Raw genomic sequence first — 24993 nt, 5'->3', positions numbered from 1 at the left:
AATCACCGTTTTTTTGCCGTAAAACAGCTAATAATGTCAGGTTATTAGCCGTTGAGGTGAGTTGTGGGCGCTCCGTTAATCCTTCGCAAATCCGATTTTTTTGCCAGTGCCGGGCAGGCTGTCGCGGTGGCCGATCGCTATCCGCAAAACGTCTTTGCTGAGCACACGCACGAGTTTTGCGAGCTGGTGCTGGTGTGGCGCGGCAACGGTTTGCACGTCCTCAATGACCGCCCCTACCGCATCACCCGCGGCGATCTGTTTTATATCCGCGCGGAAGATAAACACTCCTACGCCTCGGTCAACGACCTGGTTTTGCAGAACGTGATTTACTGCCCGGACAGGCTAAAGCTCAACGTCGACTGGGCGGGGCATATTCCCGGGTTTAACGAGGCGCACACCGCGCCGCACTGGCGATTGAGCAGCAACGGCATGACTCAGGTACGCCACGTCATCACCCAGCTTGAACAGGAGAGCCTGAAGGCCGAGCCGGGGGCGAACGAGATGGCCGAGCTGCTGTTTGCCCAGCTGGTGATGACCCTCAAACGCTATCGCTACGCAACGGATAACCCTTCTGCCACGGCGCAGGAAGCGCTGCTTGATAAGCTGATTACCACGCTTGCGGGCAGCCTGAATCGCAGTTTTGTGCTTGAGAAATTTTGCGAGCAGGAGCAGTGCAGTGAGCGTACCTTGCGCCAGCAGTTCCGTACCCAGACGGGGATGACGGTGAACCACTATCTGCGCCAGCTGCGTATCTGCCACGCACAGTATCTGCTGCAACATACGGAACTGATGGTGAGTGAAGTCTCGACGCGCTGTGGCTTTGAGGACAGTAACTACTTTTCCGTGGTGTTTAACCGCGAGGTGGGGATGACGCCGGTTCAGTGGCGTCATCACAGTCGAAAAGCGGCGTGATCAGTTCGCCATGCCGAGGCCAACAATGTTGGCGGCAATAATAATCACCACGCAGCCCAGGCTCAGCACACTCACCGGACGCCGTCCGGCGTTGTTCCACTCTTTCAGCACCAGCCCCACAATCCCGCCGCACAGTACGTAGAAGCTCATGTGCAGCATCCAGCTCATGTAGTCATACTGTGGTGGAATGCTGGCGTGGCCCCAGGCGTAGAAGAAGAACTGCAGATACCACATCAGGCCGCCCAGTGCCGACAGCAGCACGTTGGTGATGATAAGGTGTTTTGCCAGTGAGAAGTCGGCTTTTACCGACAGGTTCTTCACTTTTGCCAGACGAATAAAGCAGAAGCCGAGGTTCACCAGCGCACCGCCGCCCATAATCACCACGTAGCTCGGCAGGGCGACATAGAGCGGGTCCACGCCCAGCGCTGCTGCGGCTTCGTGCATCGGCTTGGCGGCGTTCATGGCAAAAGACATCCCGGCGGAGAAAATGCCGCACATCACCGCCAGAATCAGCCCTTTCTTCAGGTTGAACTCTTCGGCGCGGATGCCCATTTTGCGCTCTTTCAGCTGGCCTGCGCGGGTGACTATCCCCACGCCGATCACCGCTACCAGCACGCCCAGCAGCGTCATCTGGCCACCTTTGGTGTTGATCAGCACGTCGAAATTACCGTTCAGGATTGGCGTCATCAGAGTGCCGACAATCAGGGTGATACCAATGGCGATCCCGATGCCCATCGACATCCCGAGATAGCGCATAGTCAGGCCGTAGTTGATATTGCCGATGCCCCACATCGCGCCGAACAGAAAGACCGGCAGGAGCGTGGAGGCGCTAAAGGAGGAGAAGTACCCCCAGAAATCGGGCAACAGCATGGCGCTGATGGTCCATGGCAGGATCAGCCAGGAAACCGTACCGCCTACGGACCACATGGTTTCCCATGACCAATGTTTGACCTTTTTAAACGGGGCATAGAAACAGGCTGCACTGGCTGCGCCTATCAAATGCCAGAAAATACCCATCGTAATCGCATGATTCATTTTTACGTCCTCATCGTTTTTATAGGCCGGTGGCTTCCCTCCGACCCGATGAGTGTAAAAATTAAGCGGCGAGCGAACCTTCAGAAGGTTGCCGCACTTTTCTTGTCCATGGCAATCAGCGCGTTAACCACGTGAGCAGACTCACAAATTCGGCATTGGCACAAAAATGGATAACCTTAGAAAAAGTACGGCATTGATAATCATTTTCAATATCATTTAATTAACTATAATGAACCAACTGCTTACGCGGCATTAACAGCTGTGCCGCCCGACAATAATGGAGAGGATTATGAGTTATACACTGCCATCCCTGCCGTATGCCTATGACGCACTGGAACCGCATTTTGACAAGCAGACGATGGAAATCCATCACACTAAACACCACCAGACTTACGTGAACAACGCGAATGCGGCGCTGGAAAGCCTGCCAGAATTCGCCAACCTGTCTGCTGAAGAGCTGATCACCAAACTGGATCAACTGCCAGCAGACAAGAAAACCGTTCTGCGTAACAACGCTGGCGGTCACGCAAACCACAGCCTGTTCTGGAAAGGCCTGAAAACCGGCACCACCCTGCAGGGCGATCTGAAAGCCGCTATCGAGCGCGATTTCGGTTCCGTGGACAACTTCAAAGCTGAGTTTGAAAAAGCAGCAGCGACCCGTTTCGGTTCTGGCTGGGCATGGCTGGTACTGAAAGGTGACAAACTGGCTGTGGTTTCTACCGCGAACCAGGATTCCCCGCTGATGGGTGAAGCGATTTCTGGCGCGTCTGGTTTCCCAATCGTGGGTCTGGATGTGTGGGAACACGCTTACTACCTGAAATTCCAGAACCGTCGCCCGGACTACATCAAAGCGTTCTGGGACGTGGTGAACTGGGACGAAGCAGCGGCACGTTTCGCAGCTAAAAAATAAGGTTGCACGATAGCCTGTGAGAAGCGAGTCTGATGACTCGCTTTTTTTGTATCTGCAGAAAGGAGCCATGATACATGCAACATCCGGTAAATGTGTTTACAGGCAAGATCAGGGAGTACGACGACAGCCGTCCGAGCGCGATTGCCAAAGTGCAGGTCGACGGTGAACTGACGCTGACCGAACTCGGGCTGGCGGGGGATGAGCAGGCCGAGAAAAAAATTCACGGCGGGCCGGAGCGCGCGCTGTGCCACTATCCGCGCGAACACTATCTGCACTGGGCGCGGGAGTTTCCTGAACAGGCGGATCTGTTCGTTGCCCCTGCATTTGGCGAGAATCTGTCGACGGACGGGCTGACCGAACAGAACGTCTTTATTGGCGATATTTTCCGTTGGGGCGAAGCGCTGATTCAGGTCACACAGCCGCGCTCGCCGTGTTTTAAGCTCAACTATCATTTTGGTATCAGCGATATGTCCGCGCAGCTGCAAACGGCAGGCAAAACCGGCTGGCTGTATCGGGTGATTCAGGGCGGGCAGGTATCGGCGGATGCGCCGCTGGAACTGGCGTCACGCCTCAGCGAGGTGTCGGTTTATGACGCCTGTGCGATCGCCTGGCATATGCCCTTTGATGACGAGCAGTATCGGCGTTTGTTGTCAGCAGCAGGGTTATCGACAAGTTGGACAAGAACGATGCAGAAGCGACGCATCAGCGGGCAGATCGAAGATAATTCGCGGAGATTGTGGGGCAAATAATCCCCACGTCGATCCTCTTCCCACAGGGCGAGGGGAGGAAACCCGTAGGCCGGGTGAGGCGTCGCCGCCGCCCGGCACCACAGTCACTAGGAACGCTTATACAGCGGCAACCATAGCGTCAAACGTAATCCACCCAGCGGGCTATCGTCGGCTTTCACCCAGCCGCGATGCTGTTGAATGGCGGTCTCAACAATCGCCAGCCCAAGCCCTGTCCCACCGGATTCGCGATCGCGCGCTTCATCGGTGCGATAGAACGGACGGAAAATCTGCTCGCGGTCTTCCGGGCTGACGCCTGGACCGTCATCATCCACGTTGATGGTGATGCCGTCTTTATCGACCGAGAACGCCACCTCAATCTTCGTATGCGAATAGCGCAGGGCGTTGCGCACGATATTCTCCAGCGCGCTCTCAAGCGTGTTGGGGTTACCGTACAGCGGCCACGGGCCTGGCGGGAAGTTGACGGTGAACGATTTGCCCATCTGCTCGGCTTCGAACGCTGCGTTATCCAGCACCTCGTGCCACAGGTGGTTGGCTTTCACCGTTTCGCTGACCAGCGCGTTTTTCTGCTGATTGCGCGACATCACCAGCAGATCGTTGATCATGCTGTCCAGACGATGCGCTTCCATCTCAATACGCTCCAGCTCCTTGCTCTCACCGCTGCGACGACGCAGCAGGGCGGTGCCCAGCTGTAAGCGCGTCAGCGGCGTGCGCAGCTCGTGGGAGATGTCCGACAGCAGGCGTTGCTGGCTGGTCATCATCCGTTCAAGTGCTGTCACCATCTGGTTAAAACTGGCCCCTGCGGCGAGGAATTCTTGCGGCCCGGCTTCCAGTTCCGGGTGCTGTCGCAGGTTGCCCTGCGCCACTTCATCAGCGGCATTTTTCAGCTTACGCGCGGGTTTTGCCAGGCTCCACGCCAGCCATAACAGCAGCGGTGAACTCAGCAGCATGGTTACAATCAGCAGCAGCAGCGGTCGGTCAAACAGCAGGTTGATAAAGTCGGTCTGGGAGCTGCTCGCCGGTCGAATCAGATAGAGTTGGTAATTATCTTCCCCATCCTTGATGGAAAATGGCCCTACCATTTCTACCCGACCGTATTTCTTTTTCTGCGGGTGATCGGCGTTATCCGCCTGGCCAATGAAGTTGCGGATGATCTGCATTTCATTGCGTTCCGCGCCAATCACGCGGCCTTCGCTGGTAACCAGCAGCAGGCGTTGTCCGGGCGGCGCCCATTTGTCGATAGCGCGAAACAGCCTGCGCCACCACATCAAATCGTTAGGCGGGTCGTTTGCCAGCTCGGCTTCTACGTGTTGCTCGATCATCACGCCCTGACGTTGCTCGCTGTCGAGAAGCTCCGTCATCTGGCGTGAGTCGAGTTTTGGCAACATCAAAACCAGCATTAAAACCAGTGCCAGCGTCAGCCAGAAAATGGCAAAGATGCGGGCGGTTAAACTGCCTATCATGAAGCGGAAACCATCAGATAACCGCGACCACGCAGGGTTTTAAACCATGGGTGACCGTCTTTGCGCTCCGGCAGCTTACGGCGCAGGTTAGAGATGTGCATGTCGATGGCGCGGTCAAACGGCGTGAGGCGCTTGCCGAGCACTTCCTGGCTTAAATGTTCACGCGAGACCACCTGGCCGAGATGCTGGGCCAGCAGGTACAGCAGGGTGAACTCGGTGCCGGTCAGTTCCAGCGTCTGGCCGTCAAAGCTCGCTTCCTGGCGGCCCGGGTTCAGGCTCAGAGAGTCCACTTCTAACGTTGGAGAGCTGTTGTCAGTATTCTGCTGCTGCTCGCTCCAGTGGGAACGGCGCAGGATTGCGCGAATACGGGCAACCAGCTCGCGGTCGTTAAACGGCTTGGGTAAATAGTCATCCGCGCCCAGCTCAAGGCCGAGAACGCGATCCAGTTCGCTGCCGCGCGCGGTCAGCATGATTACAGGTGTCTGGTGTGTCTGGCGTAATTCTTTCAGCGTATCAATACCGTTTTTCTTCGGCATCATCACGTCAAGCAAAAGCAAGTCGATGCTGTCATCAAGCAGGCTCAGCGCCTGTTCCCCATCGTGGGCAACCAGCACGTTAAAGCCTTCCATGTCGAGCAACTCTTTTAACAGGGATGTGAGCTCTCGGTCATCATCAACTAACAGGATTTTATTCATTGTTTAAATACCTCCGAGGCAGAAATTACGACATCAAGGCTATCTAATCCATGACTTTACGTTGTTTTACACCCCCTGACGCATGTTTGCAGCCCGAATCGTAAACTAGCTCTCGTTGAATCGCGACACGAAAGATTTTGGGAGCAAGTGATGCGCAAAGTTACCGCTGCCGTCATGGCCTCAACACTGGCGTTTAGTGCTCTTAGCCAGGCTGCTGGAGTCATCACCGGCGATAACGGTCCCTCGGCAGAGGGTATTACGCAGCACAGTGGCCAAAGCAATATGTTTGACGGCATAAGTTTAACCGAACATCAGCGTCAACAGATGCGAGATCTGATGCACAGGGCACGACACGATCGACTCCCTGTTAATGTTAGCGAAATGGAGACAATGCATCGCCTTGTCACCGCAGAAAATTTTGACGAAAGCGCTGTGCGCGCTCAGGCAGAAAAGATGGCGCAGGAACAAGTTGCCCGCCAGGTCGAAATGGCCAGGGTCCGCAACCAGATGTTCCACCTGCTATCGCCCGAGCAGCAAGCGGTTTTGAACCACAAACATCAGCAACGTATGGATCAGTTGCGTGAGGTTGCCCGGATGCAACAAAGCTCTGAGATAAAGCTTTTTAGTAGCAATACCCGTAGTAACCAGTAGACCCTGTTTTCCTTGCCATAGACACCATCCCTGTCTTCCCCCTCATGATGAGGGGGTTTTTTTTGCCCTTCATTCAAGTTTGTTAACCGTTTATTCATCCTTTGACTCCTTTTCCATCCGTTATACTAGCGGCATGGCATGACAGGAGTGTTTATGAATCAATCCTATGGCCGGCTGGTGAGCCGCGCCGCAATCGCCGCGACGGTTATGGCGTCGTGTTTGCTGATCATCAAAATCTTTGCGTGGTGGTATACCGGCTCGGTCAGTATTCTGGCCGCGCTCGTGGATTCGCTGGTGGATATCGCGGCATCCCTTACCAATCTGCTGGTGGTGCGCTATTCCCTGCAACCGGCGGATGAAGAGCACACGTTTGGCCACGGAAAAGCGGAATCGCTGGCGGCGCTGGCGCAAAGTATGTTTATTTCCGGCTCGGCGCTGTTCCTGTTTTTGACCGGTATCCAGCATCTGGCGTCACCGACGCCGATGAACGATCCGGGCGTTGGGGTTATCGTTACCGTTATCGCACTTATTAGCACAATTGTTCTGGTAACTTTCCAGCGCTGGGTGGTTCGCCGAACGCAAAGTCAGGCAGTACGGGCAGATATGCTTCATTATCAGTCTGATGTTATGATGAATGGCGCGATTCTTATTGCGCTCGGACTGGCGTGGTACGGATGGCATCGTGCCGACGCATTGTTCGCGTTAGGGATTGGGGTTTATATTTTATACAGCGCTTTACGCATGGGTTATGAAGCAGTGCAATCGCTTCTGGACCGCGCGCTGCCCGATGCCGAACGCGCAGAGATCTTTGAAATCGTGACCTCTTGGCCCGGCGTCAGTGGTGCTCACGATCTTCGTACGCGGCAGTCAGGGCCGACCCGCTTTATTCAGATTCATTTAGAAATGGAAGACAATTTACCGCTCGTTCAAGCGCATTTAGTGGCTGAGCAGGTAGAGCAGGCGATTTTGCAGCGTTTCCCGGGTTCAGACGTGATTATTCACCAGGACCCCTGCTCAGTCGTCCCCCGGGAAGGCAAAGGACATTTTGAGCTTTCGTAATTCGTTGTAAAAAAGTGAGCCAGGCCAGCATTTTGTGGATAAATTACCGCCATTGGGTCTGACCTGAATCAATTCAGCTGGAAGTGATTGATATACTATTTGCAGTATTGGTTGGTCGAATAGACGTCTTCCGGCAACAGATTTCATTTTTGCATTCCTAAGTTCAGAGGTAGTCATGATTAAGAAAATCGGTGTGTTGACAAGCGGCGGTGATGCGCCTGGCATGAACGCAGCCATTCGTGGGGTTGTTCGCGCGGCGTTGACGGAAGGTCTGGAAATTTTTGGCGTATATGACGGTTACCTGGGTCTGTACGAAGACCGCATGGTTCAGCTGGATCGCTATAGCGTATCCGACATGATTAACCGTGGCGGTACTTTCCTCGGTTCTGCGCGTTTCCCGGAGTTCCGTGAAGAGCACATCCGTGAAGTGGCTATCGAGAACATGAAAAAACGCGGCCTGGACGCGCTGGTTGTTATCGGCGGTGACGGCTCGTATATGGGTGCAAAACGTCTGACTGAAATGGGCTTCCCTTGCATCGGTCTGCCGGGCACCATCGACAACGACATCAAAGGCACCGACTACACCATCGGCTTCTTTACTGCCCTGGGTACTGTCGTTGAAGCAATTGACCGTCTGCGTGACACCTCTTCATCTCACCAGCGTATCTCTATCGTGGAAGTGATGGGCCGCTACTGTGGCGACCTGACCCTGGCGGCAGCGATTGCGGGCGGCTGCGAGTTCATCGTGGTGCCGGAAGTAGAATTCAGCCGCGAAGACCTGGTGAACGAAATCAAAGCAGGCATCGCGAAAGGGAAGAAACACGCGATCGTTGCTATCACCGAGCACATCTGTGACGTTGACGAGCTGGCGAAATACATCGAAACCGAAACCAAACGCGAAACCCGCGCTACGGTTCTGGGCCACATCCAGCGCGGTGGCTCCCCAGGGCCATACGACCGTATCCTGGCTTCCCGTATGGGCGCATATGCGATCGATCTGCTGCTGCAGGGCCACGGCGGCCGTTGCGTCGGTATTCAGAACGAGAAACTGGTTCACCATGACATCATCGACGCGATTGAAAACATGAAGCGTCCGTTCAAAGGTGACTGGCTGGACTGCGCGAAAAAACTGTACTGATTCGGCCTGATATCCTCACGCCAGCCCTCTCCCGACGGGAGAGGGTGAAAGAACGAAAAACGGTAATCTTCGGATTACCGTTTTACTTTTCCCGCCTGCTGAATATTTTTTATTCCACTCAGTTATAGCCAATCTTTTTTTATTCTTTAATCATTGGTTCGCTTTCTGGCACGCTGCATTCATCAAACACAATACAATGAGAGTTGGAAGATGAATAAATGGGGCGTGGGGTTAACTTTATTGCTGGCATCGTCCAGCGTTCTGGCTAAGGATATCCAGTTACTGAACGTGTCGTACGATCCGACGCGTGAGCTTTACGATCAATACAACAAAGCCTTTGCGGCACACTACAAACAAGAAACCGGCGATAACGTGGTGATTCGCCAGTCTCACGGTGGCTCAGGCAAACAGGCGACTTCTGTCATCAACGGCATTGAAGCGGACGTGGTCACTCTGGCGCTGGCCTATGACGTCGATGCTATTGCTGAACGTGGTCGTATTGATAAGAACTGGATCAAACGCCTGCCGGACAACTCTGCGCCATATACCTCCACCATCGTGTTCCTGGTGCGTAAAGGCAACCCGAAACAGATTCATGACTGGAATGATTTGATCAAACCGGGCGTGTCGGTCATCACCCCGAACCCGAAAAGCTCAGGCGGCGCACGCTGGAACTACCTGGCAGCGTGGGGCTACGCTCTGCATCACAACAACGGCGATCAGGCTAAAGCGCAGGATTTCGTCAAATCCCTGTTTAAAAACGTCGAAGTGCTGGACTCCGGTGCGCGCGGTTCGACCAATACCTTCGTTGAGCGCGGCATTGGCGACGTGCTGATTGCATGGGAAAACGAAGCGCTGCTGGCGACTAACGAGCTGGGCAAAGACAAGTTCGAAATCGTAACCCCGAGCGAATCGATTCTGGCTGAACCGACGGTTTCCATCGTCGACAAAGTGGTCGAGAAGAAAGATACCAAAGCGGTGGCAGAAGCTTACCTGAAGTATCTCTACTCTCCGGAAGGCCAGGAGATCGCCGCGAAGAACTTCTATCGTCCACGCGATGAGGCTGTGGCGAAGAAATATGACAGCGCGTTCCCGAAACTGAAGCTGTTCACCATCGACGAGGAGTTTGGCGGCTGGGCGAAAGCGCAGAAAGAGCACTTCTCTAACGGCGGCACTTTCGACCAGATCAGCAAACGCTAATCAACGCATGACACGGTGGCCCGGCGCGAGAAATCCGCCGGGCTTTTTTATTTGGTCATGTTTTTGCGTTACTCTTTCGCCTCTGACGACAACAGGGAACGCGTAATGAAAAAACTGATGGTCTTGATGGCGGTCGCCATTCTCCTCGCCGCAGGCGGCTGGATCTGGATAAAATCCGGCAATCCCGACGCGTTACGCCATATCGTTCTCGACCAGTGCCTGCCGAATCAGCTGAATAACCGCCAGCCAGCGCCCTGTGCGCAGGTGAAACCGGATGCCGGTTATGTGGTATTCAAAGACCGCAACGGGCCGCTACAGTATCTCCTGATGCCCACCTACCGCATCAACGGCACCGAAAGCCCGCTGCTCACCGAGCCGCAAACGCCGAATTTCTTCTGGCTGGCGTGGCAGTCGCGCAATTTTATGAGCATGAAGCGCGGCGCGGATGTGCCTGACAGCGCCGTCTCCCTGACCATCAACTCCCCAACCGGGCGCACGCAAAATCATTTCCACATCCACATCTCCTGCCTGCGTCCCGATGTGCGTGAAAAGCTCAATGCGCATCAGGGGGAAATCAGCACCCAATGGCTGCCTTTCCCGGGTGGGCTGGAAGGGCATGAATATTTGGCGCGACGGGTGACAGAAAATGAGCTGGTGCAGCGCAGCCCGTTTATGATGCTGGCCGACGAACTGCCGCAAGCGCGCGAGCACATGGGCCGCTTTGCGCTGGCGATGGCCCAGCAGTCCGACGGATCATTTGTGCTGCTGGCAACGGAGCGCAATCTGCTGACGCTTAACCGCGCTTCCGCTGAGGAATTGCAGGATCATCAATGTCATATCCTCCAGTGACCCCACCATAAATAGCGTTTACTCGCGCTGCCTGTCGCCGTAGACTTGCTGAAAAAATCTACAGGAGACAGGCATGTCGCTCTGGTTTGCTCACCCTCTGTTTCTGCCCTCGGCTATCGTTGGCGTCACCATCGTGCTGTGGGCCACCTCGCTCCTGCCGGAATTTATCACCGCGCTGCTGTTCTTCACGGCGGCGATGACCGCCAAAATCGCGCCACCGGACGTCATTTTCGGCGGCTTTGCCTCATCTGCATTTTGGCTGGTGTTCAGCGGCTTTGTGCTGGGTGTCGCGATCCGCAAAACCGGGCTGGCGGACAGGGCCGCGCGGGCGCTCTCGGCGAAACTCACCGACTCGTGGCCGCTGATGGTGGCAAGCGTGGTACTGCTGAGCTATGCCCTGGCGTTCGTGATGCCATCAAACATGGGGCGCATCGCGCTGCTGATGCCGATTGTGGCGGCGATGGCGAAGCGGGCCAGCATTGCGGACGGCTCGCGGGCGTGGTTTGGCCTGGCGCTGGCGGTCGGATTCGGTACTTTTCAGCTCTCAGCAACTATCCTTCCCGCTAACGTGCCCAATCTGGTGATGAGCGGCGCGGCGGAAGGCTCTTACGGCATCCACCTGAACTACGTGCCCTACCTGCTGCTGCACACGCCGGTGCTCGGCATTCTCAAAGGACTGATTCTGATTGGCCTGATCTGCTGGCTGTTCCCTGGCTCGCCAAAACCCGCGCGGGATCTTGCGCCATCCGCCCCAATGGGGCGCGATGAGAAGCGCCTGGCGTGGCTGCTGGCGGTTGTGCTGGTGATGTGGGTGACGGAGAGCTGGCACGGCGTAGGCCCGGCCTGGACGGGGCTGGCGGCGTCGGTGATCGTCATGCTGCCGCGCATTGGCTTTATTACCGGCGAAGAGTTTTCGGCCGGGGTGAATATGCGCACCTGTATCTATGTGGCAGGGATTCTGGGGCTGGCAATCACCGTGACGCAAACGGGCATCGGCAGCGCCGTCGGGGAGGCGTTGCTGCGCCTGATGCCGCTCGATGCGGATAAGCCGTTTACCAGTTTTATTGCCCTGACCGGTATTACCACGGCGCTCAATTTCATCATGACCGCCAACGGCGTTCCGGCGCTCTATACCACGCTTGCGCAGAGTTTCTCGGATGCGACGGGTTTCCCGCTGCTGTCGGTGATCATGATTCAGGTACTGGGGTATTCCACGCCATTACTGCCGTATCAGGCGTCGCCGATCGTGGTGGCGATGGGGTTGGGGAAAGTGCCTGCGAAAGCGGGAATGTTGCTGTGTCTGGCGCTGGCTGTGGTGACCTATCTGGTGCTGCTTCCGCTGGATTATTTGTGGTTCAGCGTGCTCGGACAGCTGTAAAAAAGCCCGGTGGCGACGAGCGCTTACCGGGCCTGGCATTTTGTCGGGCGGATAGCGAAACGCCACCCGTCACAACGGCAATTACGCCTGTTTAGCGGCTTCTGCTGCTTTAACGATCACCGCGAAAGCGTCTGCTTTCAGGGATGCGCCGCCAACCAGTGCGCCGTCGATGTCAGGCTGGGTGAACAGCTCTGCCGCGTTAGATGCGTTGACGGAACCGCCGTACTGGATGATCACTTGCTCAGCCACTTTCGCGTCGGCTTTAGCAATGTGGTCACGGATAAATTTGTGAACAGCCTGTGCCTGCGCTGGGGTGGCAGATTTGCCGGTACCGATCGCCCAGACTGGCTCGTAAGCGATAACCACGCCTTCGAACGCTGCTGCGCCCTGCGTTTTCAGCACGGCGTCGATCTGACGTGCGCAAACTTCTTCCGTTTTGCCTGCTTCGTTTTCGGCTTCAGTTTCACCGATGCACAGAACCGGGGTCAGACCCTGCTCTTTCAGCACAGCGAATTTCTTGGCGATGAACTCGTCGGACTCTTTGTGGTAAGTACGACGCTCAGAGTGGCCAATGATGATGTACTGTGCGCCGATGTCTTTCAGCATTTCTGCAGAGGTTTCACCGGTGAATGCGCCAGACAGGTTAACGTCAACGTTCTGCGCGCCCAGCACGATGTGGCTGCCGTCAGCGGCGTGTTTAGCCAGATCCAGATAGATGTCTGGTGGAGCGATCGCTACCGCACAGCCGGTCACGCCAGCCAGCTCTTTACGCAGATTAGCAATCAGCTCGTTTACCATGTGGCGGCTGCCGTTCAGTTTCCAGTTACCCATCACTAAAGGATGTCGCATTTCAATTCTCCACGCTAAAAAAGCGAATTAAGGATTATGGCCGCCCGTGAGAGCAGCATGGTCTGTGAATCAGTATAGAGATTTTCCCTCGAAAGGCTTTGCTTTTTGTCATTAATTCGCCCCTCCGAGTGCGTCAGATAGCGCCAGCTTAATCGGTTCAACAGCGAAGGTCAGTCCCTTTTCACCGTTATCTGCGACCACATAGCGAATCGCGCCTTCCGTTTCGGCGTAGTAGCGCTTGTTTTTGCCGCTGGTCAGCAGTTTTTGCAGCTTTTGCTGGCTCTGCGCTTTGGTCAGGCTCGGGGTGAAGGCGCGCAAAATGGCACTCATGTACTCCAGCGCTTTAGCTTTCGCGGCTTTTTGCTCTGGCCCCTGGATTGGCAGCCAGGTGATTTGCATGCTTTTGATTTTCAGCGTGCCGCGCTCCAGCGCCGTGGAGGCGTACAAGTTTTCGTTAATTTTGCTCGCGGCGCGCGTCAGGGTTGGCGTATCCCGCGCGCTGTCGATGGCGCGGAACTCGCCCAGCGCGAGCTTCGGGTTTTCTTTGTTGAAGGCTTCGCGAAACTGACTGATCGACTGATCAAACGATGGCGCGCCCTGCAGAAGGTAGGGTGCCGTTGCGGGGGCATCGGCGGCGAACAGGGAAAAGCTGGCACTCAGCAGGGTGAAACACAGCCAAAAAGGATAAGCCCAACTTTTCATCAACATTGTCCCTGAACGTAACTGTTCATGATTAAAACGATATCTGGTCTGCTTGTCAAAAAGTCACCACTCCAGGGTAAACTACGCAGCATACGATAATAAGGAACCTTACATGACCATACAGCAGTGGTTGTTTTCATTCAAAGGGCGTATCGGACGCCGTGATTTTTGGATCTGGATTGGTACGTGGATTGTCGCGATGCTGGTGCTTTTCGGCCTCGCCTATAACAACTGGTTAGGCACCCAAACGGCGGCGTTTGCGCTGGTGTGCCTGCTCTGGCCGACGGCGTCGGTTATTGTCAAACGTCTGCACGATCGTGGCCGGTCCGGCCTGTGGGCGTTGCTGGTGATTCTGGCGTGGATGCTGCTCGCGGGGAACTGGTCGATGTTGCCGTCAATTCTTCCGTGGGTGGTGGGAAAACTGCTCCCGACCGTCATCTTTGTGATGACGATTATCGACCTGGGCGCGTTTGTCGGCACCCAGAGCGAGAATAAATACGGTAAAGACACGCTGGAAGTGAAGTTCCGCTGATTACCAGTAGTGTTCGGCAGTCATATGGCCCGGTCGGCGACGCAAGTGTTTGGTCATCTGCCGGGAGTCTTTCAGCAACTGCTGGGTGTCGCGCACCATCTGCGGGTTACCGCACAGCATCACGTGGCTGTTTTCGGTGTTCATCGTCAGGCCGACAGCCGCTTCAAGCTCTCCGCTCTCAATCAGCGCCGGAACGCGCCCGGTCAGCGAACCTTCTGCCGTTTCGCGGCTCACCACGGTCTGGATTTTTAGCTTCCCTTCGTAACGCGTCTCCAGCGCCTGCATCAGCGGGAGATAGCTCAGGTCGGCGGCATACCGCGCGGCATGGACCAGCACGATGTTTTTGAAACGCTCCAGATCTCGCCCGTACTGCAAAATCGACAGATAAGGGCCGATGGCGGTGCCGGTCGCCAGCATCCACAGGGTGTCGCAGTCCGGGATTTCGTCCAGCACAAAGAAACCTGCCGCTTCGCTGACAATCTGAATCTCATCGCCCGGTTTTAGCGCCGCCAGTCGCGGGCTTAATTTGCCGTCTGGCACTGTGACCAGGTAAAATTCCAGATCCGGATTATCAGGCGCATTCACGTAAGAGTAGGCGCGCTGCACGCGCTCGCCGTCAATCTCCAGTCCCAGCTTGGCAAACTGCCCGGCTGTAAATGGGTGAATGGGAGCATGCACGGTGAGGCTAAATAGTGCATCGGTCCAGAATTCTACCTTTGTGACTTTTCCAGTTACCCACTCCGCCATGATGTTCTCCTGAGCTGTTTTCTTACGCTATCTTCCATTCTTGCGAGAGAGATTTCCAGCCTGCTGCGGCTGGAAAGCTCATTAGAACAAATTGCCCTACAGAATGTGCGTCTGTACGTTCGGGTCTTTGCGATCGAGATAGTGAATCGACTGAATGCGGCGGATGGTGCGTGATTTACCGCGAATCAGCAGGGTTTCGGTGGTCGCCATATTGCCCTTGCGGGTGATTCCGTCCAGCAGATCGCCTTTGGTAATACCGGTGGCCGAGAAGATGACGTTATCGCTGCGCGCCATTTCGTCCAGACGCAGCACCTTATTGGCTTCGATGCCCATCGCTTTACAGCGCGCCAGTTCGTCTTCACCGATACGACGGTTCTCTGCGTTATCGCCTTTGACATCGTGACGTGCCAGCAGACGGCCCTGCATATCGCCATCCAGCGCGCGAATCACGGCGGCTGACACTACGCCTTCCGGTGCGCCGCCGATGCCGTAGAGGACATCCACTTCGCTGTCTGGCATACAGGTCAGAATTGACGCTGCTACGTCGCCATCCGGGATAGCAAACACGCGCACGCCCAGCTGCTGCATATGCGCGATGGTGGCGTCGTGGCGCGGCTTCGCCAGAATAGTGACCGTGAGTTCGCTCAGCGGTTTACCCAGCGCAGCGGCGACGTTACGCAGGTTATCTTCCAGCGGCAGGTTGAGATCGATAGCGCCTTTTGCGCCCGGACCGACAATCAGCTTTTCCATGTACATATCCGGCGCGTTAAGGAAACAGCCTTTATCACCGACGGCCAGGACTGCCAGCGCGTTAGCCTGGCCCATGGCGGTCATGCGCGTGCCTTCGATCGGGTCGACGGCGATATCCACCGCGTCGCCATTGCCGGTACCGACTTTTTCGCCAATAAAGAGCATCGGCGCTTCGTCGATCTCGCCTTCGCCGATCACGATGGTGCCGTCAATGTTGACCTGGTTGAGCATAATGCGCATCGCGTGGACGGCAGCACCGTCAGCGATATTTTTATCGCCACGGCCTAACCATTTGTAGCCCGCCAGGGCGGCGGCTTCGGTTACGCGGGAAAATTCGATAGCAAGTTCACGTCTCATCAGATACTCATGCAGTCAAAAGGAATTGCACGAAGTTTATCACAGAGTGGGGGAGGGTGCGGTTTGATGCCCTCTCCGGGGGGAGAGGGCAGATAAGGCTTATTCGTCGTGATCTTCCCACGCCAGAGCGCGTTTTACCGCTTTTTTCCAGCCACTGTAGCGAACGTTACGCTCGGTGGTTTCGATGCCTGGGCGGAATTCACGTTCGATCACCGCTTTCTCTTGCAGTTCGTCCAGGTTCTGCCAGAAGCCAACCGCCAGACCGGCCAGATACGCCGCACCCAGCGCCGTCACTTCGCGGACTTCCGGGCGCTCAACGCGGGTACCCAGAATGTCGGACTGGAACTGCATCAGGAAGTTATTCGCAACAGCACCGCCATCCACGCGCAGGGCGTGCAGACGGATGCCGGAGTCTGCCTGCATCGCTTCCAGGACGTCGCGCGTCTGGTAGGCGATGGATTCCAGCGTGGCGCGAATGATGTGGTTCGAGTTCACACCACGCGTCAGGCCGAAGATGGCACCACGAGCATACGGGTCCCAATATGGCGCGCCGAGACCAGTGAACGCGGGCACCACGTACACGCCGTTGGTGTCTTTCACTTTGGTCGCGAAATATTCGGAATCGAACGCGTCGCTGATCAGCTTCATCTCGTCGCGCAGCCACTGAATGGACGCGCCCGCCATGAATACCGCGCCTTCCAGCGCATAGTTCACTTCACCTTTCGGACCGCAGGCGATGGTGGTCAGCAGGCCGTTGTCGGATTTCACCGCTTTCTCGCCGGTGTTCATCAGCATAAAGCAGCCGGTACCGTAGGTGTTTTTCGCCATCCCTTCTTTCACGCACAGCTGGCCAAACAGGGCCGCCTGCTGGTCACCGGCGATACCGGAGATGGGAATACGCGTGCCGCCTTTACCGCCAATGTTGGTCTGGCCGTAAACTTCGGAGGACTTGCGCACGTCCGGCAGCATGGCGCGTGGGATATCCAGCGCGTCCAGCATCTTGTCATCCCACTCAAGGGTGTTGATGTTGAACATCATGGTACGTGAGGCGTTGGTGTAGTCGGTGACGTGCACGCGTCCCTGGGTCATTTTCCAGATAAGCCAGGTGTCCACGGTGCCAAAAAGCAGTTCGCCGCGTTTTGCGCGCTCGCGGGAGCCTTCCACGTGGTCCAGAATCCACTTCACTTTGGTGCCGGAGAAGTACGGGTCCACCACCAGGCCGGTGGCGTTGCGGATGTACTCTTCCATGCCGTCGCGCTTGAGCTTCTCGCAGATCTCCGCTGTACGGCGGCACTGCCAGACGATGGCGTTGTAGATCGGTTTGCCGGTTTCGCGTTCCCAGACAATTGCCGTTTCACGCTGGTTGGTGATACCAATTGCGGCAATTTCGTCGGAGCTGATGTCGGCTTTCGCCAACACTTCGACCAGGGTGGAGCTTTGGGTGGCCCAGATTTCCATCGGGTCGTGCTCCACCCAGCCTGGCTTTGGATAAATTTGTTCGAATTCGCGCTGCGACACGCTGACGATATTCGCGTCATGATCCATTACGACAGCGCGGGAGCTGGTAGTGCCCTGGTCGAGCGCAACGATATATTTTTTGTCGGTCATAGTATGTGTCCCGTAGTCAGATTACAGCGAAGCATTTTGTTGTGTGGCAGAGGTCGTTTCCTTCTCTTCTTCCACACAGGTGTCGCACGGTAAGTGGCGACCAATTAATTTACGATAGCCGAATGCACCCAGCGCAGCCCCTACAATCGGGCCAAACAGCGGCACCAGGAAGTAAGGAATATCTTTCCCACCGGTGAAGGCAACGTCGCCCCAGCCAGCGAAGAAAGCGAAGGTTTTCGGTCCAAGGTCACGCGCCGGGTTCATCGCAAAGCCGGTCAGCGGCCCCATGGATGCGCCGATTACCGCAATCAGCAGGCCGATCAGCAGCGGTGCCAGCGGGCCACGCGGAATGCCGTTGCCGTCATCGCCCAGCGCCATAATGACGCCCATCAGAATAGCGGTAATCACCATTTCAACCGCGAACGCCTGCACAAAATTGATATGTGGGTTCGGATACGTGGAGAAGATACCGGCCAGATCAAGACTTTCGACGCTGCCGCGCACCATATGATGCGTCTGTTCGAAGTCGATGAAAAGATTGTAATAAAGCCCGTAAACTAACGCCGCTGCGCAAAAGGCGCCGGCAAATTGCGAAATGATGAAAGGGATAACTTTGCGTTTGTCGAAGCACGCGAACAGCCACAGCGCGATGGTCACCGCCGGGTTAAGATGTGCGCCGGAAACCCCTGCGGTCAGGTAGATGGCCATCGCCACACCCAGACCCCAGATAATGCTGATTTCCCACTGGCCAAACGTGGCACCTGCCACTTTCAGTGCAGCGACACAGCCTACCCCGAAGAAAATCAACAACCCGGTACCAAGGAACTCGGCGATGCACTGGCCTTTTAAGGTTGATGTCTGACTCATAATCGGAATCCTGAAGAAAGATGAATGTTATTGTTAGCGCAGCGACTGAGCGGCCACGATGTCCTGTAGACATGGTGTTAATTTATCGTTAACGAGCAAAAACGAGAAATATCGAAATCAAAATGTGTGTGCTGCGTCAATAAAATGAGCGTTATCGCGCCATAAAGCGCATTTTTGCATCATTTTGCAAATGAGAGCTGAATCATTTCATTAACTAAAGTATTAACAATTTAGGGGTATATGCAGCGAACGCACCAGGACCAGGCCGAAAAGTGTTGCAAACCGCAATCTGCGCGGTGTGCCGCTGGACAGGGACGGCGGCGCTCCATACAATCGACAACTATATGTCGTGCGCGTTTTCGTTAAAGCGTCGCCTTGCAATTCAGGAGAGGTATGACCATGTCATTAGAAGTGTTTGAGAAACTGGAATCGAAAGTACAGCAGGCGATTGACACCATAACGCTGCTGCAGATGGAAATTGAAGAACTGAAAGAGAAAAACAATTCGCTGTCGCAGGAAGTGCAGGCTGCACAACATGGCCGTGAAGAGCTCGAGCGCGAAAACAGCCAGCTGCGTGAGCAGCAGAACGGCTGGCAGGATCGTCTGCAGGCGCTGTTAGGGCGTATGGAAGAAGTTTAATTCCCCGTCCTCTTTCGCGCCGTAGCAGCTTTGCTATAGCGCGAAATCGTCAGGGGAAGGGTGACGCAGAAAAGTAGGCCGGGTAAGCGTAAACGCCACCCGGCTTTTTTATTACTCGATATCCAGCGGATCTTCGGAAAGGATAATGCCGGTATTGTCGGCGTAGAGATGGTCGCCAGAGAAGAAGGTTACGCCGCCGAAGTTGACGCGCACGTCGCTTTCGCCGATGCCGTCACCCGCCGCGCCGACCGGAATCGCCGCGATGGCCTGGATGCCTAAATCCAGCTCTTCGAGATCGTCCACCTGACGCACTGCGCCATACACCACCAGTCCTTCCCACTCGTTTTGCACGGCGAGACGGGCAAGGTCGGCATCGATTAACGCACGACGCATAGAGCCCCCGCCATCGACCAGCAGAATGCGACCACGGCCGTTCTGTTCGAGAAGTTCATACAGCAACCCATTATCCTCGAAACATTTTACCGTGATGATCTGTCCGCCAAACGATGACCGTCCTCCAAAGTTGGAGAACAGCGGTTCCACGACGTTGACATCTTCCTGGTAGATGTCACAAAGCTCGGAAGTATCGTATTTCATAGGTTTAATGTCTGGTTGCTGCGAATGTGTTCAGTATATCGCGCGAAACGCATTGTTGGCAAAATCATCAATTGTTAATTGATATTTGTCAGTTAACCGATCGTCTGGCTTAACACAATTCCGATGACAAACAATAGGTTAGTCAGCAGCGCGCCTTTTACCGTGCGTTCGAGCATCGGCGGCATCGCGGCAGGACTCATCTCGCGCATCACGAAACGGGCCTGTTTAATCAGCAGCGGCGCGGCTAGGACGAACAGCCAGCCCCAGATGCTGTGCAGTGAAATCAGGTTAAACAACGCCAGGCAGACCAGCGCACCCATCAGCAAAGCGGCGTGATAGCGACGCGCGTTGACCGGGCCTAAGCGCACTGCGAGGGTGTTTTTGCCGTTCAGACGGTCGCTGTCGATATCGCGCAGATTATTGATGTTTAACACCGCCGTCGCCAGTAAACCGCAGGCGGTGGCCGGCAGGAAAATGGCCGGAATCAGCGTGTGTGCCTGCAGATACCAGCTCCCCATGACGCTCAGCCAGCCGAAAAACACCAGCACGGAGATATCACCCAGGCCAATGTAACCGTAGGGACGCGTACCCACGGTGTAAGTGATTGCCGCCACGATAGCCAGCCCGCCCAGCACCATAAAGCCGATGAAATCCGCGGTGGTTTTACAGGCCACTGACACCAGCGACAGACCCGACAGACAGATCAGCACCACGGTGATAACCAGCGCGCGCTTCATCTGCGCCTGAGTAATCACCCCTTTTTGCATTCCGCGCAGCGGCCCGATACGGTCGGGTTTGTCACTGCCTTTCACCGCATCGCCATAGTCATTGGCGAGGTTTGAGAGGATTTGCAGCAAACCGGCCGTGATAAGCGCCAGCCCGGCGACCAGCGGATCGAAATGCCCCTGCCACCATGCCAGTGCGGAGCCAACGACGATGGCAGCGAATGCCAAAGGTAAGGTCTTAGGACGCAGGCTTTCCAGCCACGCCTGAGTACGGCTGATATCAGTCATAGTATTTAGCCAATAAAAATGGGGGCAGTAGCCCCCATCAATGATGATGAAATTACATTAAGCGCGATTATAGGATAAAACGGCTCAGATCTTCATCTGCCACTAACGCATCCAGATGTTTACTCACATAATCTGCATCAATGGTAATACTCTGACCGTTCAGATCGCTGGCTTCATAAGAGATATCTTCCACCAGACGCTCCAGCACCGTATGCAGACGACGTGCACCGATGTTCTCGGTGGTTTCGTTCACCTGCCACGCGGCCTGTGCGATGCGTTTGATACCATCTTCGGTGAACTCAATGTTCACGCCTTCGGTCGCCATCAGCGCTTTGTACTGCACGGTAATGGAGGCATTTGGCTCGGTGAGGATGCGCTCGAAATCTTCGGTGGTCAGCGCCTGCAGCTCAACGCGAATTGGCAGACGGCCCTGCAGTTCCGGGATTAAATCGGAAGGCTTAGCCACCTGGAATGCGCCAGATGCGATAAACAGGATGTGGTCGGTTTTGACCATGCCATGTTTGGTCGACACGGTGCAGCCCTCAACCAGCGGCAGCAGGTCGCGCTGAACGCCTTCGCGGGACACGTCCGGGCCGTTGGATTCGCCGCGCTTACAGATTTTGTCGATTTCATCGATGAACACGATACCGTGCTGTTCAACCGCGTCGATAGCGTCTTGTTTCAGCTCTTCCGGATTCACAAGTTTTGCCGCTTCTTCTTCGATCAGCAGCTTCATCGCATCTTTGATTTTCAGCTTACGCGGTTTTTGCTTCTGGCCGCCCAGGTTCTGGAACATGGACTGCAGCTGGCTGGTCATCTCTTCCATGCCCGGAGGGGACATGATTTCAACACCCATAGGTGCTGCGGCGAGATCGATTTCAATCTCTTTGTCGTCCAGCTCCCCTTCACGCAGTTTTTTGCGGAAGGACTGGCGCGCCGCAGAAGGCTCAGCGGGTTGCTCGGACTGTCCCCAGTTATTTTTCGCCGGTGGGATCAGCACGTCGAGAATACGCTCTTCCGCCATCTCTTCAGCGCGGTAGCGGTTTTTCTCGATCGACTGAATGCGCACCATTTTAATCGCAGAGTCGGTCAGATCGCGGATGATGGAATCCACTTCTTTCCCCACATAGCCCACTTCGGTGAACTTAGTGGCTTCGACTTTGATGAACGGCGCGTTGGCGAGTTTCGCCAGACGACGGGCGATTTCGGTTTTACCGACACCGGTCGGGCCGATCATCAGAATGTTTTTTGGCGTCACTTCATGGCGCAGCTCTTCGTCGAGCTGCATGCGGCGCCAGCGGTTACGCAGGGCAATGGCAACGGAGCGTTTCGCGTTATCCTGGCCAATGATGTGCTTGTTCAGCTCGCTGACAATTTCGCGTGGGGTCATTTCAGACATGGGAGATCCTTACGCTTTAGAGTTCAATTCTTCGATGGTATGGAAGTGGTTGGTGTAGATGCAGATATCACCTGCAATACCCAACGCCTTCTCGGCAATTTCGCGGGCGCTCAGTTCGGTATTTTCCAGCAGAGCACGCGCTGCGGCCTGGGCGTAAGGACCGCCGGAGCCGATAGCAATCAGATCGTTTTCTGGCTGAACGACGTCACCATTACCGGTAATGATCAGCGACGCGTTTTCATCGGCGACGGCCAGCAGCGCTTCAAGTTTGCGCAGCATGCGGTCGGTACGCCAGTCTTTCGCCAGCTCAACGGCGGCTTTGACCAGATGGCCCTGATGCATTTCCAGTTTACGTTCAAACAGTTCAAACAGCGTAAAGGCGTCAGCGGTGCCGCCAGCGAAACCGGCGATCACTTTGTCGTTATACAGACGGCGAACTTTCTTCACGTTGCCTTTCATGACGGTATTACCCAGCGTGGCCTGGCCGTCGCCGGCAATTACCACATGGCCGTTACGGCGTACACTTACAATTGTTGTCACGAGCAGACCCCCTGGTTACAAATTGGGAACAGATACCCCGAGCCTGTGCTCGGGGCTGAATAGAATGATAGATGGGGGGGATTTTGGGGGTTTCAACCCCCGGATGCGAGTCGAATGCAGTTTGTATGGCCGGCGATCTTCAGACGGCTAATGGTTCCATCGGCATTATCTTTGCCTTTGACCGGGCCAATGACCACGCGATTCCAGCCGTTATTGGTGGTAATGCGTGAATCAAATCCTTCGAACGCGAGCTGGGCGCGCACGGTTTCGGCCTGCTCTGCGCCTTTAAACGAACCGCACTGAACCATCCAGCGGCGCTCATCTTTTTTCTCTGCCGTCTGCTTCGGCGCCTCGGTTGCCTGTGCCACCGGTGCGCTCTGCTGTGGCTGTGCTTTAGGCTGCTGCGCGGCGGTATGCGCAGGCGTTTGCAGCAGATCCTGATACGGCTGAGTCGACGTCGCCGGTTTTTGCGTCTGCGTTTTCGGCGGCTGTTGAACTGGCTGGGTCTGCACCGTACGCGTCTGTTGCTGCGGCTGCTGATACGGTTGTTCCGTCACGCGCGGCTGCGTACGAGGCTGCTGCACTGGCTGCGTTTGCGTCCACTGCTGCTGTTGTTGCTGTTGCACTTGCTGCTGAACCTGGCGCTGACGTTGCAGGGTTTGCTGGCGCTGCTGCGGCGTCTGTTCATTCCACGGCACTTCGTTCAGCTGAGTTGGCTGCTGGCGCATGTCGGCCTGCATCTGGGCCAGCAGCTGGCGCTGTTCGTTGGTCAGCTGATCGGCGTTTTTCACTTCGCCACCGGCGGAAGGCTCAGTGGGCGCACGCACACCCGGCTGACGGCTTTCCAGCTCTTTGATATAGCGCCAGCGCTCTTCCGGTTTTGGCGGCAAACCATTGCCTACGACCTTGTTGCCCTGAAGGGCTTCAGCATCTTCTTTCTTGTGGTGAGTAATAAAGTACAGACCACCGATGAAGGCCACCAGAACGGCGGCAGCAATCGCGACCATTGCTGGCGAGACAGAGGGCAGGCTACGCTGCTTGCTCCGTGAGGTGCTCTTTTTGCGTCGCGAAGGTGCCGGCTGGCCGCGACGTACATAATCTCGTTGTGCCACTATCGTTTCGCTGTATTTATTCGTTCGTCAGCCCGCCATGTTACTTAAGCGGCGGGCCTTTGACCAGATAAGGGAGTCTGAAAGACATTTACTTTAAGTAAGCGCCTGTGTGGAGCCTCGAATGATCAGCTCGCAATCGAGTAAACGCGAGCCGCTGCTGACCGTTTGACCGTGCAGCTGATCGAGAAGCAAGAGCATCGCTTCGCGGCCAATGTCGTAGCGCGGCTGTGCGACCGTCGAGAGCGGCGGATCGCAAAACTCGGAGAGCGAAATGTTATCGAAGCCAATGATCGACAAGTCTTTTGGCACCCGCAGCCCGCGACGTTTGGCGTAGGACAATGCGCCCAGCGCCATCACATCGCTGTGACAGAACACGGCGGTTGGCGGCTCTGGTTGCGCGAGTAATTTTTCCAGCGCGAGGCCACCGGCTTCGAGGGTAAAATCGCCACGGGCGATGTAATGTGGATCGACCGTCACACCCGCGCGACGCAGCGCCTGAACGTAACCCTGCAGACGATAGTGGCACAGCGGCATCTCTTCCGGCCCGGCGATACAGCCAATGCGCTTATGTCCCAGTTCCTGAAGATAATTCACGGCGTTAAAGGCGGCGGTGAGGTTATCGATGTGGACGGTCGGCAGCTCCAGTTCTGGCGCGAACTCGTTCGCCATTACCATCGGCGGCAGATTGCGCTGCTCTTCGATACTGGCATCAAACGGCAGGCGGGAGCCGAGAAGCAGCATGCCGTCGATCTGCTTGGTGATAATCAGGTCAATAAAGGTTTTTTCTTGCTGATTCTGGTGGGCACAATCGCCGATCAACACCAGATAGCCTTGTTCCGCAGCGGTCACTTCAATGCCACGGATAATTTCGCTGAAGAAGGGATCGCAAATATCCGGCACGATAACCAGAATTGTACGCGATTCGTTACGCTTTACATTACGCCCCATGGCTTGCGGCAAATAGCCCACTTCCAGCGCCGCCTGCTCGACGCGATTGCGCGTCGCCTGAGAGACTTTATCCGGGTTCATTAATGCGCGGGACACCGTTGCCGTGGATACTTTGGCTCTCTGGGCAACGTCTTTCATGGTCGCCGAAGCAACCTCTTTCCTGGACTTCAACGTCTTCTCCTCGCAGGACCACCGAACTTCTGACGCATCCATTTTTACAGATAGTTTGTGGAAGCGGTTACAGAATTTTCATAAAAAGTGTGAGGTGCGTTAAATTTTTCGATCACTCTCGCAGCA

26 protein-coding genes are annotated in these 24993 nt (G+C 55.6%); 11 read left to right on the top strand and 15 right to left on the bottom strand.

Going from position 1 to position 24993, the window contains the following annotated elements; translation table 11 throughout:
* Window positions 1–63 precede the first annotated feature (63 nt).
* Window positions 64–912, top strand: a complete 849-nt coding sequence (gene rhaR, locus ABIE11_RS20770) for an HTH-type transcriptional activator RhaR (protein ID WP_100778357.1) — start codon at window positions 64–66, stop codon at window positions 910–912.
* Here the strand turns inward: rhaR and rhaT are convergent, their stop codons facing one another.
* Window positions 913–1947: an L-rhamnose/proton symporter RhaT gene (gene rhaT, locus ABIE11_RS20765; RefSeq protein WP_102105684.1), complete on the bottom strand. Its 1035-nt coding sequence runs from the start codon at window positions 1945–1947 to the stop codon at window positions 913–915.
* Between the two features lie 289 nt (window positions 1948–2236).
* Between rhaT and sodA the strand changes: the two genes are divergently transcribed.
* On the top strand, window positions 2237–2857 hold the full coding sequence (gene sodA, locus ABIE11_RS20760) for a superoxide dismutase [Mn] (RefSeq protein ID WP_010436906.1): 621 nt from the start codon (window positions 2237–2239) through the stop codon (window positions 2855–2857).
* Between the two features lie 74 nt (window positions 2858–2931).
* Window positions 2932–3606 carry a 6-hydroxyaminopurine reductase gene (gene yiiM / locus ABIE11_RS20755; RefSeq protein WP_429185318.1) on the top strand — a complete coding sequence of 225 codons (675 nt, stop codon included), beginning with the start codon at window positions 2932–2934 and terminating at the stop codon, window positions 3604–3606.
* A gap of 86 nt (window positions 3607–3692) precedes the next feature.
* Here yiiM and cpxA read toward each other — a convergent pair whose 3' ends face one another.
* Window positions 3693–5066 carry an envelope stress sensor histidine kinase CpxA gene (gene cpxA, locus ABIE11_RS20750; protein WP_100778360.1) on the bottom strand — a complete coding sequence of 458 codons (1374 nt, stop codon included), beginning with the start codon at window positions 5064–5066 and terminating at the stop codon, window positions 3693–3695.
* Window positions 5063–5761: an envelope stress response regulator transcription factor CpxR gene (cpxR, locus tag ABIE11_RS20745; protein WP_006179159.1), complete on the bottom strand. Its 699-nt coding sequence runs from the start codon at window positions 5759–5761 to the stop codon at window positions 5063–5065. The genes cpxA and cpxR overlap by 4 nt, the downstream gene beginning before the upstream one ends.
* Before the next feature lie 150 nt (window positions 5762–5911).
* Between cpxR and cpxP the strand changes: the two genes are divergently transcribed.
* The 6 genes from cpxP (at window position 5912) to ABIE11_RS20715 (ending at window position 12036) form a co-directional block, all read left to right on the top strand.
* Window positions 5912–6412, top strand: a complete 501-nt coding sequence (gene cpxP, locus ABIE11_RS20740) for a cell-envelope stress modulator CpxP (RefSeq protein WP_429185316.1) — start codon at window positions 5912–5914, stop codon at window positions 6410–6412.
* Window positions 6413–6565: 153 nt separating this feature from the next.
* Entirely contained in the window at window positions 6566–7471 is a 906-nt protein-coding gene (gene fieF, locus ABIE11_RS20735) for a CDF family cation-efflux transporter FieF (protein ID WP_102105683.1), read from the top strand.
* 175 nt (window positions 7472–7646) lie between these two features.
* Window positions 7647–8609 (top strand): 6-phosphofructokinase, encoded by a 963-nt coding sequence (pfkA, locus tag ABIE11_RS20730; protein WP_100778363.1) that lies wholly within the window; start codon window positions 7647–7649, stop codon window positions 8607–8609.
* A gap of 210 nt (window positions 8610–8819) precedes the next feature.
* Window positions 8820–9809, top strand: a complete 990-nt coding sequence (locus ABIE11_RS20725) for a sulfate ABC transporter substrate-binding protein (protein ID WP_102105682.1) — start codon at window positions 8820–8822, stop codon at window positions 9807–9809.
* A 105-nt stretch (window positions 9810–9914) separates the two neighbouring features.
* Complete coding sequence (locus ABIE11_RS20720) at window positions 9915–10658, top strand: CDP-diacylglycerol diphosphatase (protein ID WP_129035615.1); 744 nt, start codon at window positions 9915–9917, stop codon at window positions 10656–10658.
* Window positions 10659–10731: 73 nt separating this feature from the next.
* Window positions 10732–12036 (top strand): SLC13 family permease, encoded by a 1305-nt coding sequence (locus ABIE11_RS20715; RefSeq protein ID WP_429185315.1) that lies wholly within the window; start codon window positions 10732–10734, stop codon window positions 12034–12036.
* An 81-nt stretch (window positions 12037–12117) separates the two neighbouring features.
* Here the strand turns inward: ABIE11_RS20715 and tpiA are convergent, their stop codons facing one another.
* Together tpiA and ABIE11_RS20705 are read right to left on the bottom strand one after the other, a co-directional pair.
* Window positions 12118–12885 (bottom strand): triose-phosphate isomerase, encoded by a 768-nt coding sequence (tpiA, locus tag ABIE11_RS20710; protein ID WP_100778367.1) that lies wholly within the window; start codon window positions 12883–12885, stop codon window positions 12118–12120.
* Between the two features lie 111 nt (window positions 12886–12996).
* Entirely contained in the window at window positions 12997–13587 is a 591-nt protein-coding gene (locus ABIE11_RS20705; RefSeq protein WP_100778368.1) for a DUF1454 family protein, read from the bottom strand.
* A 112-nt stretch (window positions 13588–13699) separates the two neighbouring features.
* Here ABIE11_RS20705 and ABIE11_RS20700 point away from each other — a divergent pair, with 112 nt between their 5' ends.
* Window positions 13700–14119 (top strand): DUF805 domain-containing protein, encoded by a 420-nt coding sequence (locus tag ABIE11_RS20700; protein WP_312070175.1) that lies wholly within the window; start codon window positions 13700–13702, stop codon window positions 14117–14119.
* Here ABIE11_RS20700 and fpr read toward each other — a convergent pair whose 3' ends face one another.
* The 4 genes from fpr to ABIE11_RS20680 form a co-directional block, all read right to left on the bottom strand.
* Window positions 14120–14866, bottom strand: coding sequence for a ferredoxin--NADP(+) reductase (gene fpr / locus ABIE11_RS20695; RefSeq protein WP_123429945.1), 747 nt, complete (start codon window positions 14864–14866; stop codon window positions 14120–14122).
* 96 nt (window positions 14867–14962) lie between these two features.
* Entirely contained in the window at window positions 14963–15973 is a 1011-nt protein-coding gene (glpX, locus tag ABIE11_RS20690; RefSeq protein WP_181827030.1) for a class II fructose-bisphosphatase, read from the bottom strand.
* A 99-nt stretch (window positions 15974–16072) separates the two neighbouring features.
* Window positions 16073–17581 (bottom strand): glycerol kinase GlpK, encoded by a 1509-nt coding sequence (gene glpK, locus ABIE11_RS20685; protein ID WP_100778372.1) that lies wholly within the window; start codon window positions 17579–17581, stop codon window positions 16073–16075.
* A 21-nt stretch (window positions 17582–17602) separates the two neighbouring features.
* A complete protein-coding gene (locus tag ABIE11_RS20680) occupies window positions 17603–18448 on the bottom strand; it encodes an MIP/aquaporin family protein (protein WP_107702616.1) in 846 nt (281 codons plus the stop codon).
* A 393-nt stretch (window positions 18449–18841) separates the two neighbouring features.
* On the opposite strand from ABIE11_RS20680, the gene zapB reads away from it, so the two are divergent.
* Window positions 18842–19087 (top strand): septal ring assembly protein ZapB, encoded by a 246-nt coding sequence (zapB, locus tag ABIE11_RS20675; protein ID WP_100778374.1) that lies wholly within the window; start codon window positions 18842–18844, stop codon window positions 19085–19087.
* A gap of 111 nt (window positions 19088–19198) precedes the next feature.
* On the opposite strand, the gene rraA is transcribed toward zapB, so the two are convergent.
* The 6 genes from rraA to cytR all read right to left on the bottom strand — a co-directional run bounded on the left by rraA (window position 19199) and on the right by cytR (window position 24867).
* A complete protein-coding gene (gene rraA, locus ABIE11_RS20670) occupies window positions 19199–19684 on the bottom strand; it encodes a ribonuclease E activity regulator RraA (protein ID WP_100778375.1) in 486 nt (161 codons plus the stop codon).
* 92 nt (window positions 19685–19776) lie between these two features.
* Window positions 19777–20697, bottom strand: a complete 921-nt coding sequence (gene menA / locus ABIE11_RS20665) for a 1,4-dihydroxy-2-naphthoate polyprenyltransferase (RefSeq protein WP_100778376.1) — start codon at window positions 20695–20697, stop codon at window positions 19777–19779.
* A gap of 67 nt (window positions 20698–20764) precedes the next feature.
* Window positions 20765–22096 carry an HslU--HslV peptidase ATPase subunit gene (gene hslU, locus ABIE11_RS20660; RefSeq protein ID WP_100778377.1) on the bottom strand — a complete coding sequence of 444 codons (1332 nt, stop codon included), beginning with the start codon at window positions 22094–22096 and terminating at the stop codon, window positions 20765–20767.
* Window positions 22097–22105: 9 nt separating this feature from the next.
* Window positions 22106–22636, bottom strand: coding sequence for an ATP-dependent protease subunit HslV (gene hslV / locus ABIE11_RS20655; RefSeq protein ID WP_100778378.1), 531 nt, complete (start codon window positions 22634–22636; stop codon window positions 22106–22108).
* Between the two features lie 92 nt (window positions 22637–22728).
* Window positions 22729–23748, bottom strand: coding sequence for a cell division protein FtsN (gene ftsN / locus ABIE11_RS20650; RefSeq protein ID WP_100778379.1), 1020 nt, complete (start codon window positions 23746–23748; stop codon window positions 22729–22731).
* Window positions 23749–23841: 93 nt separating this feature from the next.
* Complete coding sequence (cytR, locus tag ABIE11_RS20645; protein WP_100778380.1) at window positions 23842–24867, bottom strand: DNA-binding transcriptional regulator CytR; 1026 nt, start codon at window positions 24865–24867, stop codon at window positions 23842–23844.
* Window positions 24868–24993 lie beyond the last annotated feature (126 nt).

This window comes from Lelliottia sp. 489 (assembly GCF_050435885.1).
Classification (GTDB): Bacteria; Pseudomonadota; Gammaproteobacteria; order Enterobacterales; family Enterobacteriaceae; genus Enterobacter; species Enterobacter nimipressuralis.
This window is presented reverse-complemented; position numbering and strand designations above follow the sequence as displayed.

What these genes read in the sequence shown, in the direction of transcription:
- fieF (WP_102105683.1), top strand. Translation starts at nt 6,566, where the DNA reads ATGAATCAATCCTATGGCCGGCTGGTGAGCCGCGCCGCAATCGCCGCG.
- cpxP (WP_429185316.1), top strand. Translation starts at nt 5,912, where the DNA reads ATGCGCAAAGTTACCGCTGCCGTCATGGCCTCAACACTGGCGTTTAGT.
- sodA (WP_010436906.1), top strand. Translation starts at nt 2,237, where the DNA reads ATGAGTTATACACTGCCATCCCTGCCGTATGCCTATGACGCACTGGAA.
- rhaT (WP_102105684.1), bottom strand. Translation starts at nt 1,947, where the DNA reads ATGAATCATGCGATTACGATGGGTATTTTCTGGCATTTGATAGGCGCA.
- ABIE11_RS20715 (WP_429185315.1), top strand. Translation starts at nt 10,732, where the DNA reads ATGTCGCTCTGGTTTGCTCACCCTCTGTTTCTGCCCTCGGCTATCGTT.
- fpr (WP_123429945.1), bottom strand. Translation starts at nt 14,866, where the DNA reads ATGGCGGAGTGGGTAACTGGAAAAGTCACAAAGGTAGAATTCTGGACC.
- ABIE11_RS20680 (WP_107702616.1), bottom strand. Translation starts at nt 18,448, where the DNA reads ATGAGTCAGACATCAACCTTAAAAGGCCAGTGCATCGCCGAGTTCCTT.
- ABIE11_RS20700 (WP_312070175.1), top strand. Translation starts at nt 13,700, where the DNA reads ATGACCATACAGCAGTGGTTGTTTTCATTCAAAGGGCGTATCGGACGC.
- tpiA (WP_100778367.1), bottom strand. Translation starts at nt 12,885, where the DNA reads ATGCGACATCCTTTAGTGATGGGTAACTGGAAACTGAACGGCAGCCGC.
- zapB (WP_100778374.1), top strand. Translation starts at nt 18,842, where the DNA reads ATGACCATGTCATTAGAAGTGTTTGAGAAACTGGAATCGAAAGTACAG.
- yiiM (WP_429185318.1), top strand. Translation starts at nt 2,932, where the DNA reads ATGCAACATCCGGTAAATGTGTTTACAGGCAAGATCAGGGAGTACGAC.
- glpX (WP_181827030.1), bottom strand. Translation starts at nt 15,973, where the DNA reads ATGAGACGTGAACTTGCTATCGAATTTTCCCGCGTAACCGAAGCCGCC.
- rraA (WP_100778375.1), bottom strand. Translation starts at nt 19,684, where the DNA reads ATGAAATACGATACTTCCGAGCTTTGTGACATCTACCAGGAAGATGTC.
- cpxA (WP_100778360.1), bottom strand. Translation starts at nt 5,066, where the DNA reads ATGATAGGCAGTTTAACCGCCCGCATCTTTGCCATTTTCTGGCTGACG.
- pfkA (WP_100778363.1), top strand. Translation starts at nt 7,647, where the DNA reads ATGATTAAGAAAATCGGTGTGTTGACAAGCGGCGGTGATGCGCCTGGC.
- ABIE11_RS20705 (WP_100778368.1), bottom strand. Translation starts at nt 13,587, where the DNA reads ATGAAAAGTTGGGCTTATCCTTTTTGGCTGTGTTTCACCCTGCTGAGT.
- ABIE11_RS20720 (WP_129035615.1), top strand. Translation starts at nt 9,915, where the DNA reads ATGAAAAAACTGATGGTCTTGATGGCGGTCGCCATTCTCCTCGCCGCA.
- hslU (WP_100778377.1), bottom strand. Translation starts at nt 22,096, where the DNA reads ATGTCTGAAATGACCCCACGCGAAATTGTCAGCGAGCTGAACAAGCAC.
- cpxR (WP_006179159.1), bottom strand. Translation starts at nt 5,761, where the DNA reads ATGAATAAAATCCTGTTAGTTGATGATGACCGAGAGCTCACATCCCTG.
- menA (WP_100778376.1), bottom strand. Translation starts at nt 20,697, where the DNA reads ATGACTGATATCAGCCGTACTCAGGCGTGGCTGGAAAGCCTGCGTCCT.
- ABIE11_RS20725 (WP_102105682.1), top strand. Translation starts at nt 8,820, where the DNA reads ATGAATAAATGGGGCGTGGGGTTAACTTTATTGCTGGCATCGTCCAGC.
- glpK (WP_100778372.1), bottom strand. Translation starts at nt 17,581, where the DNA reads ATGACCGACAAAAAATATATCGTTGCGCTCGACCAGGGCACTACCAGC.